Annotated in this window: 11 protein-coding genes and 2 pseudogenes; 11 read left to right on the forward strand and 2 right to left on the reverse strand. The window is 35.1% G+C overall.

Annotated features, from left to right (window positions below; translation table 11 throughout):
• Window positions 1-57 precede the first annotated feature (57 nt).
• The 6 genes and pseudogenes from MRBLBA3_RS12685 to MRBLBA3_RS12710 form a co-directional block, all read left to right on the forward strand.
• Complete coding sequence (locus MRBLBA3_RS12685; RefSeq protein ID WP_212090184.1) at window positions 58-438, forward strand: hypothetical protein; 381 nt, start codon at window positions 58-60, stop codon at window positions 436-438.
• 321 nt (window positions 439-759) lie between these two features.
• The gene (locus MRBLBA3_RS12690) at window positions 760-2,805 is read left to right on the forward strand and encodes a class I SAM-dependent methyltransferase (protein ID WP_363381529.1); all 2,046 of its coding nucleotides are present in this window, start codon (window positions 760-762) and stop codon (window positions 2,803-2,805) included.
• Between the two features lie 2 nt (window positions 2,806-2,807).
• Window positions 2,808-3,197: a hypothetical protein gene (locus MRBLBA3_RS12695; RefSeq protein ID WP_212090190.1), complete on the forward strand. Its 390-nt coding sequence runs from the start codon at window positions 2,808-2,810 to the stop codon at window positions 3,195-3,197.
• Between the two features lie 483 nt (window positions 3,198-3,680).
• Complete coding sequence (locus MRBLBA3_RS12700) at window positions 3,681-4,064, forward strand: hypothetical protein (RefSeq protein ID WP_245003017.1); 384 nt, start codon at window positions 3,681-3,683, stop codon at window positions 4,062-4,064.
• A 142-nt stretch (window positions 4,065-4,206) separates the two neighbouring features.
• Entirely contained in the window at window positions 4,207-6,159 is a 1,953-nt protein-coding gene (locus MRBLBA3_RS12705; protein ID WP_212090193.1) for a bifunctional metallophosphatase/5'-nucleotidase, read from the forward strand.
• Window positions 6,160-6,501: 342 nt separating this feature from the next.
• Window positions 6,502-7,122: pseudogene (locus MRBLBA3_RS12710) on the forward strand (SPASM domain-containing protein); the annotation flags it as partial.
• A 162-nt stretch (window positions 7,123-7,284) separates the two neighbouring features.
• On the opposite strand, the gene MRBLBA3_RS12715 reads toward MRBLBA3_RS12710, so the two are convergent.
• Entirely contained in the window at window positions 7,285-7,815 is a 531-nt protein-coding gene (locus MRBLBA3_RS12715; protein ID WP_212090195.1) for a GNAT family N-acetyltransferase, read from the reverse strand.
• Between the two features lie 143 nt (window positions 7,816-7,958).
• Between MRBLBA3_RS12715 and MRBLBA3_RS12720 the strand changes: the two genes are divergently transcribed.
• The 4 genes and pseudogenes from MRBLBA3_RS12720 (at window position 7,959) to MRBLBA3_RS12735 (ending at window position 11,517) form a co-directional block, all read left to right on the forward strand.
• The gene (locus tag MRBLBA3_RS12720) at window positions 7,959-8,657 is read left to right on the forward strand and encodes a response regulator transcription factor (protein WP_212090197.1); all 699 of its coding nucleotides are present in this window, start codon (window positions 7,959-7,961) and stop codon (window positions 8,655-8,657) included.
• Window positions 8,647-9,713: pseudogene (locus MRBLBA3_RS12725) on the forward strand (sensor histidine kinase). Before MRBLBA3_RS12720 ends, MRBLBA3_RS12725 begins: the two are co-directional and overlap by 11 nt.
• Before the next feature lie 82 nt (window positions 9,714-9,795).
• Window positions 9,796-10,656 carry a M23 family metallopeptidase gene (locus tag MRBLBA3_RS12730; RefSeq protein ID WP_212090202.1) on the forward strand — a complete coding sequence of 287 codons (861 nt, stop codon included), beginning with the start codon at window positions 9,796-9,798 and terminating at the stop codon, window positions 10,654-10,656.
• 12 nt (window positions 10,657-10,668) lie between these two features.
• The gene (locus MRBLBA3_RS12735) at window positions 10,669-11,517 is read left to right on the forward strand and encodes an alpha/beta fold hydrolase (RefSeq protein ID WP_363381533.1); all 849 of its coding nucleotides are present in this window, start codon (window positions 10,669-10,671) and stop codon (window positions 11,515-11,517) included.
• Window positions 11,518-11,583: 66 nt separating this feature from the next.
• Here the strand turns inward: MRBLBA3_RS12735 and MRBLBA3_RS12740 are convergent, their stop codons facing one another.
• On the reverse strand, window positions 11,584-12,879 hold the full coding sequence (locus MRBLBA3_RS12740) for an Nramp family divalent metal transporter (RefSeq protein ID WP_097809162.1): 1,296 nt from the start codon (window positions 12,877-12,879) through the stop codon (window positions 11,584-11,586).
• A 495-nt stretch (window positions 12,880-13,374) separates the two neighbouring features.
• Between MRBLBA3_RS12740 and MRBLBA3_RS12745 the strand changes: the two genes are divergently transcribed.
• The gene (locus MRBLBA3_RS12745; RefSeq protein WP_212090207.1) at window positions 13,375-14,334 is read left to right on the forward strand and encodes a rhodanese-related sulfurtransferase; all 960 of its coding nucleotides are present in this window, start codon (window positions 13,375-13,377) and stop codon (window positions 14,332-14,334) included.
• Window positions 14,335-14,366 lie beyond the last annotated feature (32 nt).

Here is a 14,366-nt window from a genome sequence, read left to right on the forward strand (position 1 = left end):
TTTGAAATAGTTAAAGAATGAATCTTAATTCATATACATAAAGAAAGGTGAATTTCTATGAAATTACTACGTTTATTTATGATTCTCACTCTTGTTGTATTGTTAAGCGCATGCAATACAGCAACACAAGTCACAAAGGTTCAAAAAAATGGCGAAACGAATTTGAAAATTGGTTCGTTGCAAGGGTATTACGATGTGCAAACGCTTAAAGCTGAAAAAGGAAATGTGGAAATTCCTTATGAAGCAGCCGTTGAAGAAGGTACGATTTTATTGCAAGTTACAAAAGATGATAAGGTTATTTATGAAGAAGAAGTCACTTCTCAAAAAGAAGGTTTGCTTTCTTTTGAAGCGCCAAAATCCGGATCATATGATTTAATTGTACGCGTGAAGGGTGAAAAAGAGAAAGCAAAAGAAATTCAAATACATACTAAGCTATGAAAAAACGGCAAGTGGAGTGCACCCGCTTGCCGTTTCCATGTTCAGTTGATTCTGTCACAACATATGTTCATCAATTTAAGAAGCGATCCGCCGAAATTCCTGATGAAGTTAAAATAAGAGATGAATAAAAGAATGTGTTACAAACTTGGCATGTTAGTAACGAAATTGATAACTCTCTTTTACATGATAAAAAGACTAGGTTTGATGCATTTGTATTTGAAAGAGATGTAGATGGTAAATAGCAAGTAGTAGCATTTAGGGGGACATAAGGTGATGATCTTTTTGGAGAAGGTGTCCCAGTACTACAGATATTGATTATATATGGGGGTAAATAAGTTGAAAAACATTGAAGTTCTAAACAAATACATTGAAGGATTTTCTGATGCTCTCCCTACGTGGTTAAAGCATCTAATCGAGGCAGAGGAGATACATCAAAACTATGAGAATGTAAAGGTACTCGGTGCATTAAAGACAGATGCAGTGTTGTACTATGTACACCGTACGCTGCAAGTGTTAGAGGGGTTGTCTTTAGATGAAGAAGCGTATCGCATTATTGAACAGGTATTAACGTATAGTGAGCTTGCAAAGGTAGGCTCTTTAAAACAGCGGGAGCAATGGAAGAAAAACGGGATTAACCTATTGGTACATAACGAGGGTTCTGCTGATATCTTTACTGATATTCAGTTTAGCGAACGTATAGAGACAAACTTAAATTCTACTGAGTATTTGTTTGTTCGAGATTTAATTAGAACACATGGATTAATCGGACAGTATATCCGCGGGGAGGCTCGCTTAGACTCTCATGTTGATTTGATTCACACGTATAAAGAAGAGTACGGAGACGTTAGGTTAAAGGAGATTCTATACTATCTTAATCAATGTATTATTGAGGGCGTATCAAAATCCTTGTGGAGTGAAGTAAAGGACGATGTGAAGATTACAATTGATGGTCTGTTTGATGGTTATGCGGAGCCATTTACTTCTCGCATACATAGACTCACGCCAAAACATCAGGAGTCAGCATTTGAAAAAGATATAATTATGGGGAGCGAGAAGAGTGGCGTTCAAATCTTCTTATCTGATAAGGATTTGTGGTATGTAGAACCGTCTATGCATGCTCTTAGCTTCGAGGATATTTGGACAGTTTTTGTTATGTTAAAGAACGAGATAGGCACTGGAAAGGTTCAGCATATCCATTTCGAGAAATTGATGCAGCAGTTGCACTATGATTTCAAAGACGAGAAGAAGGACAACGTGTATCGTAAGCGGGTTATTGAGAAGTATCTACGAGAGTACCGTGAGAACGAGAAGCCAGATACAACGCATGTTTCTTTTGAGGCTAAAGTTGATGAAGATATGAAGACTGCGTACGTGTCGTTTCAGTTTTCTGCTGTAGGTGAGGCGTTAATTACATTCTGTGTAGAGGCAGAAAAGATAGATATGATGCATGCTCGGGCAAATGTGCTGCTATTTGATTTCTTCGGGTTACGTAAGGATGCGTATGATAGATTCCATAACGAAGAAGTGTATCTGGAGCATATGAATAGTTCGGCTGATGATAAACGAATTATTCTTGATTATATAAAGGGAGATACGGTTGTAGATGTCGGAGCCGGTGGTGGTGTCATGCTAGATATGATTGAAGAAGAGACTGAAAATAAACGAATCTACGGTATCGATATTTCTGAAAACGTGATTGATACGTTGAAAAAGAAGAAGCAGAAAGAGGATCGGTCTTGGGACGTCATTAAAGGGGATGCAATCAACTTAAGTAGCTCGTTTGATAAAGAATCGGTTGATACGATTGTATATTCTTCTATCCTTCATGAGCTGTTCTCCTATATCGAGTATGAAGGTAAGAAATTCAATCATGAAGTAATTAAAAAGGGGCTGCAAAGTGCCTATGAGGTGTTAAAGCCAGGGGGGCGTATTATCATTCGTGATGGCATCATGACCGAAGATAAAACGTTAATGCGTGTGATTCGTTTTAAAGATGCGGGCGGAATGAAGTTCTTAGAGCAGTATGTCCATGAATTTAAGGGGCGTATAATCCAGTATGAGGTACTTGCAGACAATACAGTCAAAATGCCTGTTAACGATGCGATGGAGTTCTTATATACGTATACCTGGGGCGAGGATTCCTTCGTTCATGAGGTGCAGGAGCAGTTTGGAATCTTTACGCCAAACGACTATAAGGATTTCGTAAAGGGTATCTTTGGAGATAAAGTAAACATCGTTCAAGCTATGAACTATTTGCAGGATGGCTATACAAATCATCTTAGCGAGAAAATTGAGTTTAAAGATGAGTCTGGGAATGCAGTTGCGCTACCGGATAGTACGTTCTTTATGGTTTTAGAAAAGAGGTAATGATGTTGAAAGTTTTTAAAAATACAATTTTATTTGTTTTATGTTTAGTAGTTCTTAGTGGTTGTTTTACAAGAGAGGGAACTATCGTTGGTGGTAAAGTCCATGGTGCTTCAGATGGTATATCTGGGAAGTATAAAAAATTTACTGGCTCTGCGACTCAAGATATGAAAGTTAAAAAAGGTGAGAATTGGATATTTTCTTTTGACGATAAAACGAAACAAGGAACTATAACTGCTTATGTTGTAGATTCAAATGATAATACAATATTAAAGTTTAATAGTGGAAAAGGCGAAAATAATATTAAAGTACCTAAGGATGATACATATAAGGTTAAAATTAAAACGGAAGAACATCGTGGGGAATTTCAAATAGCATGGAAAAAAGAAAAATAGTTTTCTCATTTTTAATTAAATTGTTTTGAATTTGTATTATGGTGGAAAATATATTGACATTCCCACCCCTAAAAAGGCAAGCTGACTAACGTCAGTGGGATTCTTACTACCGAAGGCGAAGTCCATTTTTGGTATTGCTGACGTGCAATATTGCGGTGTGCCATCACCAGTATTTTGGAAAAACCCACGCTAAAAACATGCAGGGTTTTATAGAGTTTTTCGGCTAATCCAGTAACAAAAGAGAACCCACACTATGACAGGAATGTATAAAAAATTGCATGGATTGATAGAAAGAGAAAGAGGTAAATTCTTTATGAGAGTAGGGATCTGCTTTTTCCTTGCTACCGATAAGTGGAGTTATGTAAACCTCGCATATATAGAATATACATTATTTTTTACTTATCTAACGGAACCGTTTTGTTAAGGGGAGATGGTTATAATATTCTCAATTGGAAAGTGCAATTTATGGGAGGATAGACCAAAATGCTTGAACCGAATATAAAAATAAAAAGAATATGGGAAGATACCGGTTTTTTTGAATTGAATTTTGATTTTACTGGATTTTATGGTACTGCGAACATTAATATATATACCACCAATGAAGAACTTGAAGTTTTAAAAGAGGGAATAATCAAGCTTTCCACTTTTAAACTACATGAGTTTCAATGGGTTTCAGGTGAGGATATAGACAATGTAACTCATTTCTTATCTATGAGATTCTTCTTACATGACAAAAGAGGAATTGTAGGTATTGAGGTAGTAGCAGACAATAAGCAATCAAAACCTTATTGGATGCGTTCAAATCTGTTTATTCTTACGGAACTTAATCAAATTGATGATTTTATAAAAAATAGAGCAGTTAATTAGTGAGGCAATTACTGAGTTGGAAGGCATAATTCCAGTCGGATAGTGATAATTTTTTGTAGTTGAAGTTTTCCAAATAATAAGTTACATTTTTAAAGTTCAAGCAACTTTATGACATTACAAAAAGGGGAGAAATATTGTTATTATGCAAAAAATGAAATGGAAGAACTATGTATGTTATTTTGTAATTCTTATGCTTCTTGTAACAGCAGTAACAGTCAAACCAGCTATCTCTAAAGCTGAGGAATCTGATGTTAATATTACATTGTTGGGTACTGCAGATATTCATGGTAGATTTATGCCTTGGGATTATGCGCTTGATGGTGCAAATACGAGTGGAAGTTTAACGCAGCTTTATACGGTTATAAAGAAGGTGCGTCAGGAAAATCCCAATACCATATTAGTAGATGCTGGGGATACAATTCAAGGAAACTCAGTAGAGTTATTCAATGATCAGCCACAATCGCCAATGATGGTAGCGATGAATGCAATGGGATATGATGCTTGGGCATTTGGAAATCATGAATTTAACTTTGGATTAGATACATTGAAAAAAGTTAGTGAGCAATATAAGGGAAAGACGTTAGCAGGAAATATTTACAAGGAAAATGGAGAGCGTTTTCTTCCTGCATATACGATTGTTGAAAAAGACGGAATTAAAGTCGGGATTATTGGCATGAATACACCAATGATTAGTGATTTTGAAAAAGGGACAGATCATTTGGATGGTTTAGTGGTGAAAAATCCAGTAGAAGAGACAAAGAAGGCCATTAAAGAATTAGAAGGTAAAGTAGATGTAATGGTAGGCGTTATGCATATGGGACTAGAAAATGAGAATGGAATCCCTGGTACTGGTGTTCAAGATATTGCGAATGCTTGTCCGGAACTAAGTGCTATTTTTGCAGCTCATATGCATAAACTTGTTAAAAAAGAAGTTGTAAATGGCGTTATTATTACAGAACCAGATAAATATGGAACACATATCTCACGTATTGACCTTACTTTTACAAAGCAAGATGGAAAGCTGGTTTTAAAAGATAAAACTGCTACCGCTATACCTGTAAAAAATACTGATGGAACAACAGTAGTATCTGATCCTACACTTGAAGACACACTGACACCTTTTCACGAGTATGCGAGGGGAGATGCAAATATTGTAGTCGCTCAATTAAAGGGTAGAAACCTTGTTCCTGAAAATGAAATAAAGGGTATTCCAAGTGTGCAGATTCAAGAGACACCTTTATCAGATTTCTTTCATGAAGTCATGCTCTACTACAGCAAAGCAGATGTAGTAGCCCATCAAATTGATAATGATAATGCCCGTTTGGATGTAGGTCCTATTAAGAAAAAAGATATTGCGTATAATTATCAATATGCTTTGGGAGAAATTACAGTATATAAGGTAACTGGCAAAGATTTAAAAGACTATATGGAATGGGCAGCAGGGTACTTTAACTCATCTCGTGCCGGAGATGTAACAGTTAGCTTTGATAAAACCCGCCGTGCTTCTAAATACAGTACGAACGATTTCTTCGGAGGCGTAAAATACGAAATTGACTTAACAAAACCATATGGAAGTAGAATTACAAATTTACGCTCTATTCGTACAAATAAACCAATCAAAACGAACGATGTTATGACGCTGGGAATGAATGCATATAGAATGGAGGCTCTTCAGGCGAAAGGTGGAGCTTTAGAGGGGCGTAAGTTTGAACAAATTTGGTCATCTAAACAAGAGAATGCATTCGGAGAAACAGGTGGAACCATTCGTAACCTTGCTATTACATATTTAAAAGAGGTAAAGAAGGGTGTATACACGCCAAAAGTTATGCATAATTGGAAAATTACTGGTGTAGATACACATTCTTCAGGGCATAAGGCTGTAGTGGATCTTATAAATAAAGGAATTTTAGAAATTCCAAAAACAGAAGATGGAAAATATACAAATATAGCATCTATAAATACTAAAGATTCAATTACAAAAGAAGAGATTGTAGCACTCTCTCAAAAAGCTAATATTAATCCGAATCAGTTTAATCATGTAAAAACAAAAGGTGAATTTTACAAAAAACTTAATAGGATTATTAAAAAAATATAAGAAAAATGGTTCTGGTGCGAAAAATCTATCAACTTTGGACATACTGATACTACTACTCTACAAAGGTGTGTGATTGGTATGGAAACAAGTTGTACGAACAACTACTTTGAGTTTGGCGTTGTAAAGAAAATCCTTAATTTAATAATCTTCAACAAACGGGCGCGATTGTTGAACAACAATTAAAAGGGCGATACATATTAGTCATGCATAATATGTATCGCCCTTTATTTTGTATGACTTTTTACGATTTAGGTCTTGATAACTAAAAAAGATGTGATGTGTTGAAGAAATCCGCGATGTTTATAAAAAGTTGTGAAGCTTTGCCCTTTTAGATAATTTAGTCTAATAGAAAAATTAGAATGTGTACTCTGGAGTATATTTTACCTAGTTCCAACAGGACGAGGTAAGGAAAAAGATATGATTTCACTAGCCCAACATGAAAAGGTATTCCATTGGCTATATCAACTTAGTAAAAAGGTTTATTTTGATATTAAAACAACAGCCGGTCAGCACTATAGTCGTGTTGTGATTCAAGAAAAAATGAAGGAACATAAAAAGGAAAATCAGGTCATTCAATATCAGGATGTATTGATGAATGGGACGACGGGGCGAATTGATGGGCTTGGGTGTGCTCCAAAAGGGGTGAATGATGGAAACGGTTTTGTATTTATTTCTCATATTGGATATGTATATCCAAGTGGGCTATTGCCGATTAAAACTGGGAATATTAGAACAACATCGCTAGCTGAGATTTATCGAAACTCCCCTGTTTTTCAAAACCTTCGTAATCCGGATAAGTATAAAGGAAAGTGCGGTGTTTGTGAGTTTCGATATGTTTGTGGGGGATCTCGTTCTAGAGCATATGCGATGACGGGGGATTACATGGAAAGTGAACCTTTCTGTGTATACATTCCAAAAGCATTGCGAAAACAGAAAAAGAACGTAAAAACGGTACATGAGTAAGATTTTGCTCATGTACCGTTTTTTTAGATTGTATAATGTATTGTACTTCGCATCAGTCGTACGATGATCTAAGAAATGAAAACCGTTCGTTTTTCCATCCCTCATTAAAAATCCACTACCTGAATCCGTTGTACTGATATGAGTTTTTACACATTAATTCTATTAAATCGATTTTAATAAAGAATAAAAATTCGTATCATATGGAATATCATCTTGATACATATAATTTTTTAGAACTCCTTCTTTTTCAAAACCTAATTTTAATAGCACTTTATTTGAAGCCTCGTTTTCAAGAAAGGCAATTGCCCCGATACGTTTTAAATGGAGCGTATTGAAGCCGTAACCTATTATTTCAGAAACTGCCTCAGTAGCATATCCATTTCCCCAGTGTTCAGGCAAAAAGGCATAACTAATATTTGCTCGTTTATGTTCAGAAGACCAATCATGAAAACCAATTGTTCCAATGATTCCTTTCTTGTCTTTTAATTCGATGCCCCATTTTATACCGCGTCTTTCATTGTAACTCAACTTAAAATTGTTAAGGATTTGCTTTACTTGATCGAGATTTTGTAATGGTTTTTGGCCATAATGGCGCAGGACATCGGAATTAGAAAAGCAATCTAATATACTCGGTGCATCTTCTTCAGTAAGTTCTCTTAAAATAAGTCGCTCAGTTTTTAATATAGGAAACATGCCTTCACTCCTGTTCATATGAAACTAGAATGTATTTGTTATTGTATACTTTAATCTGAAAATAAAGATTATTCAAGGTGTAATGATGATTTTAATTTATGTTAAAATTGATTGTGGAATATATTTCAAAAAGAGGTTTAGATATGGAGAAAAACTCAATTTTAATTGTAGATGATGATCGAGATATTATTCGATTCATTAACGTAAATTTAGAGCAAGAAGGTTTTACTGTTTTTAGTGCTGACAACGGAGAAGAGGCGTTAGAGGTATTGAATAATAATGATGTTCAACTTGCTATCCTTGATGTTTTGATGCCTCAAATGGATGGGATTGAATTGTGTAGAAGGATAAGAGAGAAATATAGTTTGCCAATTATGTTTTTAAGCGCTAAATCATCAGATGTAGATAAAGTAATTGGGTTTAGCACTGGGGCAGATGATTATATTGTGAAGCCGTTTAGTACAATTGAATTTATAGCAAGAGTGAAAGCTCAATTAAGAAGGTATACATATTTTAATCAAAATACCGTTCAAGTAATAGAAAAGAAAATAAACATTAGAGGTTTAGAAATAGATGAAGTGTCGAGAACAGTAATGTTATATGGAGAAACAATCAATCTTACGAAAACTGAATATGATATTTTGTGCTTAATGGCAGTTACGAGGAATCGTGTGTTCACTATTGAAGAAATATATGAGAGCGTTTGGAAAGAAAGGGCCTATGAAAGTAATAATACAGTAATGGTTCATATTGCAAGATTGAGAAATAAAATTGAAGAGAATCCAAAAGAGCCGAAGTTTATTCAAAATGTTTGGGGAGTCGGATATAAAATTGAAGATTAAATCATTACAAGGCATTAGAGCTAAGTTTTTTATCGCGTTCATATGTAGCATTTTGTTAGCAACTGTAAGTATAATAGCGTTTCAAATTGTAATTGGAAATATATATAGTCATGTTACTGCGTTAGAGGAAAAATATTCATTTTTATATTTAATAGCTTTTTTAATTTTTACTACAATATACTTTGCATTCATGACAAAAACAATGATGAAAAGATTATCTGAAATTAACAAGAGTGTGAAGGAAATAAGTAGTGGTAATTTGGAAATACATATACCTATTTCAAAAAATGACGAGATTGGTGAATTAGCAGCGAATGTTAATAGAATGGCCAAAAGTTTAAAAGAGTCTATCGAGAATGAAAAAAAATCGCAGGAAATGAAAAATGAAATGATTAGTAATATTTCTCATGACTTACGAACACCTGTAACATCTCTAATAGGTTACGCGGACCTGTTAGGGAATCAGCTTCATTCAAATGGAGAAGAATGTGAACAGTATGTAAGTATATTAAAGCGAAAAAGTTATGAATTAAAAAATCAAGTAGATGATTTATTAGAATATTGTCAAATAAATTATAGAGAGATTGAATTACATAAAAGTGTAGTAAATATGAAAGCGTTCATTGAACAAATCATGATTGATTTTGTACCACAGCTAGATGATGCCGATATGAGCTTTTGTATTAAAGGTGATAAAGAGTTACATGTGGAAATGGATGTAGCGCTTGTGGTGAGGCTATTCGAAAATGTAATTAGTAATAGTATTATGTACGGGAAAGACGGAAAGGAGCTTTTAATTCAAGTTTCTAAAAGAGACATGAATGTTGAAATAGAAATTAAAAATTTTGGACAATGCATTCCGAATGAGGACCTTCCTTACGTTTTTGAAAAGTTTTATCGTGGTGAAAAATCACGTAGCTCTCATACGGGGGAAAAGGGATGGGACTTGCAATTGCGAGAAGTATAGCAGAACTTCATAAAGGAGATATCACTGTGCGTAGTAACGATAAAGAAACTGTTTTCACTATCGTTTTACCGCAGTATAAAGAAATGTAAGAAAGTCGTAAGTATTTCTTTTGTATGTCGTAATTTTCACTTCGTATCATGTAGAACAAAGATATGAGAGTGGGGATACAACATGTGGAAGAAATATGTATTGGTAATTTTAGTTGCGTTTTTAATTATAAGTTGGAGTGTAGTTTGTTTAGCTAATGGTGTTATATCAGTCATTGTTTGGTGGAGTATACAAGCCTTTAGCTTAGTATCAATCTTTATTTTGATAGGATCAGCATTACTATTTGTGTGGAAAGGCATTTTCAGAAAGCGAATAGATAGAATATTACTCTTCATAGTTCTTTTCTCTATAATTGGAGCTTGGCCTTTAGGATGGTTTGCTAACATAGGGGGACTTGCTTATCCAGCAGATGTACATTCTATAAGCCCTAAAATAGTCGTTCGTTTTCCCTTAGATGAACGAGCACTAGTGGGCTGGGGCGGTGATCGATTAGAAACGAACTATCATGTTATAAAACCAAATGAACGATGGGCATATGATATTCTTATTCCGCCTGCTGAAATGAAAAGTAGTAAGTTAGAGGATTATGGAATATATGGAGCGAAAGTAATGGCACCAGCTTCTGGAACAGTTGTATCAATTGATAATCATGAAAAAGATTTAGTTCCGGGATCGGATGATTTTCGGTCAATGGCGGGGAATCATATTTATTTACGACTAGATGAATCAGGGACATTTTTGATTCTTGCCCATTTAAAGAAAGGATCAATTAAAGTTAAAGAAGGACAACATGTAGATGAAGGAGAGGTACTTGCTCAAGTCGGTAACTCAGGAAGTTCAAGTGAGCCGCATTTACATATTCATCATCAAAGGCAGGATCCATCCAAGGTGAGCATATTTCTTTCGGAAGGACTACCACTTTACTTTCGAACTGAAAAAGGTGCGATAATGCCGGAAAAAGGCGAATATATAAAAGGAAAATAGGGGGAAGCGTTGATGTGGGAGAAATGTTATGTTGAAACTGATAGAGGGAAATTTGAGTATTTTCAAAAGGGAGAAGGAAAACCACTTTGTATAACACATTTATACAGTGAGTTTAATAGCAATGGTAACTTATTTGCTTCTGCATTTACGAATCATTACACAGTGTACCTTATAAACTTAAGAGGGTGCGGAAATTCTACACATGATACCACTAAATATAATCTAGGAATGGTAGATGCAGTACGTGATTTAGAGGCGATACGTGAAGCGTTAAATATTAAAGATTGGACGTATGCAGGTCATTCTACAGGTGGAATGCTTGCTTTACAGTATGCGATAATGTGTCCAGAGAGGCTTGTGAAAATTATAGCTGGCGGATTATGTGCATCAGCTGAGTATATGAATCACAAAAATAGTATTTATTGTAGAGAAAATAATCAAAATGCTCGTTTAAGAGAAATATTTGCAGTGCTCAGGGACATGGCTTCTACAATTGATGAGAGACGTGCCGTAAACAAAGAGTGGACAATGATGTCTTTATATAATGAATCAGCTTATGATGAAATGATTACTAGACCGAACAGCGGTAAAACAGTATCAAAACGTCTTGATTATTTTTCTTATAAGGAGTTACCTACATTTGATTTACGTTTACAATTAGAGAATGTAAATATACAAGCCCATATTTACGCTGGAATTTATGATGCACAGTGTCCTCATGAATTTGCAGTAGAAGTAGCGGAGCTTATGCCAAATGCAATAATGTCGACATTTGAATACAGTAATCATTTTCCATTTATTGAGGAGGAAGAAGAGTTTATAAAATTTGTTGAAAGCACGGTCTGTCATGTAAATAGATGATGAAAATTTATAATTCAAAAGAGAAGGCTGTCTCCGACACAAACTTGAGACAGCCTTCTTCTTTCGTTAACCTACAAATGTTTGATACAGTAAGAAAATATTTAAAATGATAACAAGTGCAGCAATGATCCAAGCGATAAAGGTTGTAATGCGATGGTTAACAAGTGCGCCCATAATCTTTTTATTACTTGTGAACATGATGAGTGGTACTAATGCAAAGGCAATACCGAATGATAAGACGACTTGGCTCATGACGAGAGCGTAAGTTGGATTTACACCTAAAGCGATAATAACTAATGGTGGAATCATTGTAATAAATCGGCGTAAGTATAACGGAATATGCATTCGAATGAATCCTTGCATAATAATATCACCTGACATTGTACCGACAGAAGAGCTAGATAATCCAGCTGATAAGAGTCCGATTCCAAATAAAGCAGCTGATACAGGACCGACTAAAGTACTGAACTGGTTAAAAGCAACATCAAGATCTTCAACATGCAAGCCGTTTTTAAAGAATAAAGCGGCTGCTACAATTAACATACTCGCATTAATTGCTCCAGCGATAACCATTGCAATAATAATGTCGATGAATTCGAAGCGGAAAATCTTTTTCTTTTGTTCATCATTTGTTCCGACTACGCGGCGCTGCGTTAAGGCTGAGTGTAAATATATCGCGTGTGGCATTACTGTCGCACCTAAAATTCCGGCTGCTAAAAGGATGCTATCTACACCTTGGAATTTTGGAGTGAAAAGTCCTGAGAGTAGAGGACTTAATTCCGGTTTTGCGTAAAAGACTTGGATACCAAAAGCGATAACAACGATAAAAATCATCCCTGTAATGATAGCTTCTAATGGACGAAAGCCTCTGCGTTGAAATTCAAGAATAATAAATGACCCAACCGCTGTAATTAAAGCAGCTGGTAACATCGGAATTCCAAATAGTAAGTATAAGCCGAGTGCTGCTCCGATAAATTCAGCTAAATCTGTAGCCATAATAACGAGTTCCCCTTGTATCCATAAACCAATGGAAACTGGTTTGGGGAAGTTTTCGCGAGCTACTTCAGGAAGATTTCTCCCAGTAGCGATTCCTAATTTGGCTGATAAAGTTTGAATTAATACAGCCATTAAATTAGAAGCGAGTATTACCCAAAGTAATAAATACCCATATTGTGACCCAGCCGCGATATTTGTCGCGAAGTTCCCGGGATCAATATAAGCAACTGATGCGATAAAAGCAGGTCCTAAGAATGGTAACAGTCTTTTAAAGCCTTTTGTTTGTCCACTTAACGCTAAATGGGCTGATTGAACTGTTGTACTTTGAGAAGGGACTTGTTCATCTTTTGTTATATCTTTATTCATAGTAGTATTCCCCTTTGAAATCTTAACTTGATGAAATTATTGTATTTATTCTTACTCATTATTTCAATACATTTAAATATATTATGTGGCAATTTCATTTGAACACGAAAGTTTCCTTAATGCAAATTATATGACTTCGTGCAAAGAATGGTGTGACGATGTGAAAAATGTTTTGGGAGTTTATGGATGCTGAATAAGGGGGAAGATAATAAATTATAGGGTTGTTTTTGAAATTTATGTGAACATAGAGCTTATATTACAGCATATTAATTGATGGAAATGAAATTGTATGATATATAATATATTGGGATTACAACATAACCATAGTGTTTTGTGATGTAATCTTGTTTTTATTTTTGTTAACTTATAGAAAAAATTGTAAATAGAAGAAAATAGGCTAAGTACAATTTAGTATGTATTTTCTTATTATATATGTTTTGATATGAACGTTAACTTATACATGATTTTAAAATTTAGATAGGTGGTAGAAATACATTGGCAACTACAAAACCATATAGAGTATTACTATATTACATGTACACAACAATTGAAAATCCAGAAGAATTTGCTGAACAGCATTTAGAATTTTGTAAATCACTTGAGTTAAAAGGAAGAATTCTTGTAGCGACAGAAGGAATTAATGGAACTTGTTCTGGAACTGTTGAGCAAACAGAAAAATACGTGGAAGCGATGAACAATGACCCACGTTTTGCTGGAATCGTTTTTAAAATTGATGAGGCAGATGAACATGCATTTAAGAAAATGCACGTACGCCCTCGTCCAGAGTTAGTTACACTTCGTCTAGAAGACGACATTAATCCGAAAGAAATAACGGGTAAATATTTAGAGCCAACAGAATTCTATGAGGCAATGAAACAAGAAGATACAGTTATCATTGATGCACGAAATGATTATGAATTTGATTTAGGACACTTCAAAGGTGCAATTAAACCAGATATTGAATCATTCCGTGAATTACCAGATTGGATTAGAGAAAATAAAGAAACACTTGAAGGCAAAAAGATTTTAACGTACTGTACAGGCGGAATTCGTTGTGAGAAGTTCTCTGGTTGGTTAGTTCGTGAAGGTTATGAAGATGTAAGTCAGCTTCATGGCGGAATTGTAACATACGGAAAAGACCCAGAAGTACAGGGTGAACTTTGGGATGGCCAATGTTACGTATTTGATGAGCGTATCGCTGTACCAGTAAACCAAAAAGAGCACGTTATCGTTGGTAAAGATCACTTTACAGGTGAACCTTGTGAGCGCTATGTAAACTGTGCAAACCCTGAATGTAACAAGAAAATTTTATGTTCTGAAGAAAGTGAAGCACAACATTTACGTGCATGTTCTCATGAATGTCGTGTACACCCACGTAATCGTTATATCGTGCAACACGAATTAACAGAAGAGCAAGTAGCTGCTACATTAGAAAAAATCGAAGCAGGGAAGTAAGCATAATAGAAAACAGATGGTAGCATCGTGCT

The organism is Bacillus sp. LBA3-1-1.1 (genome assembly GCF_040676495.1).
Classification (GTDB): Bacteria; Bacillota; Bacilli; order Bacillales; family Bacillaceae_G; genus Bacillus_A; species Bacillus_A nitratireducens.

What these genes read in the sequence shown, in the direction of transcription:
- MRBLBA3_RS12685 (WP_212090184.1), top strand. Translation starts at nt 58, where the DNA reads ATGAAATTACTACGTTTATTTATGATTCTCACTCTTGTTGTATTGTTA.
- MRBLBA3_RS12715 (WP_212090195.1), bottom strand. Translation starts at nt 7,815, where the DNA reads ATGTTTCCTATATTAAAAACTGAGCGACTTATTTTAAGAGAACTTACT.
- MRBLBA3_RS12720 (WP_212090197.1), top strand. Translation starts at nt 7,959, where the DNA reads ATGGAGAAAAACTCAATTTTAATTGTAGATGATGATCGAGATATTATT.
- MRBLBA3_RS12735 (WP_363381533.1), top strand. Translation starts at nt 10,669, where the DNA reads ATGTGGGAGAAATGTTATGTTGAAACTGATAGAGGGAAATTTGAGTAT.
- MRBLBA3_RS12695 (WP_212090190.1), top strand. Translation starts at nt 2,808, where the DNA reads ATGTTGAAAGTTTTTAAAAATACAATTTTATTTGTTTTATGTTTAGTA.
- MRBLBA3_RS12700 (WP_245003017.1), top strand. Translation starts at nt 3,681, where the DNA reads ATGCTTGAACCGAATATAAAAATAAAAAGAATATGGGAAGATACCGGT.
- MRBLBA3_RS12740 (WP_097809162.1), bottom strand. Translation starts at nt 12,879, where the DNA reads ATGAATAAAGATATAACAAAAGATGAACAAGTCCCTTCTCAAAGTACA.
- MRBLBA3_RS12690 (WP_363381529.1), top strand. Translation starts at nt 760, where the DNA reads ATGGGGGTAAATAAGTTGAAAAACATTGAAGTTCTAAACAAATACATT.
- MRBLBA3_RS12730 (WP_212090202.1), top strand. Translation starts at nt 9,796, where the DNA reads ATGTGGAAGAAATATGTATTGGTAATTTTAGTTGCGTTTTTAATTATA.
- MRBLBA3_RS12705 (WP_212090193.1), top strand. Translation starts at nt 4,207, where the DNA reads ATGCAAAAAATGAAATGGAAGAACTATGTATGTTATTTTGTAATTCTT.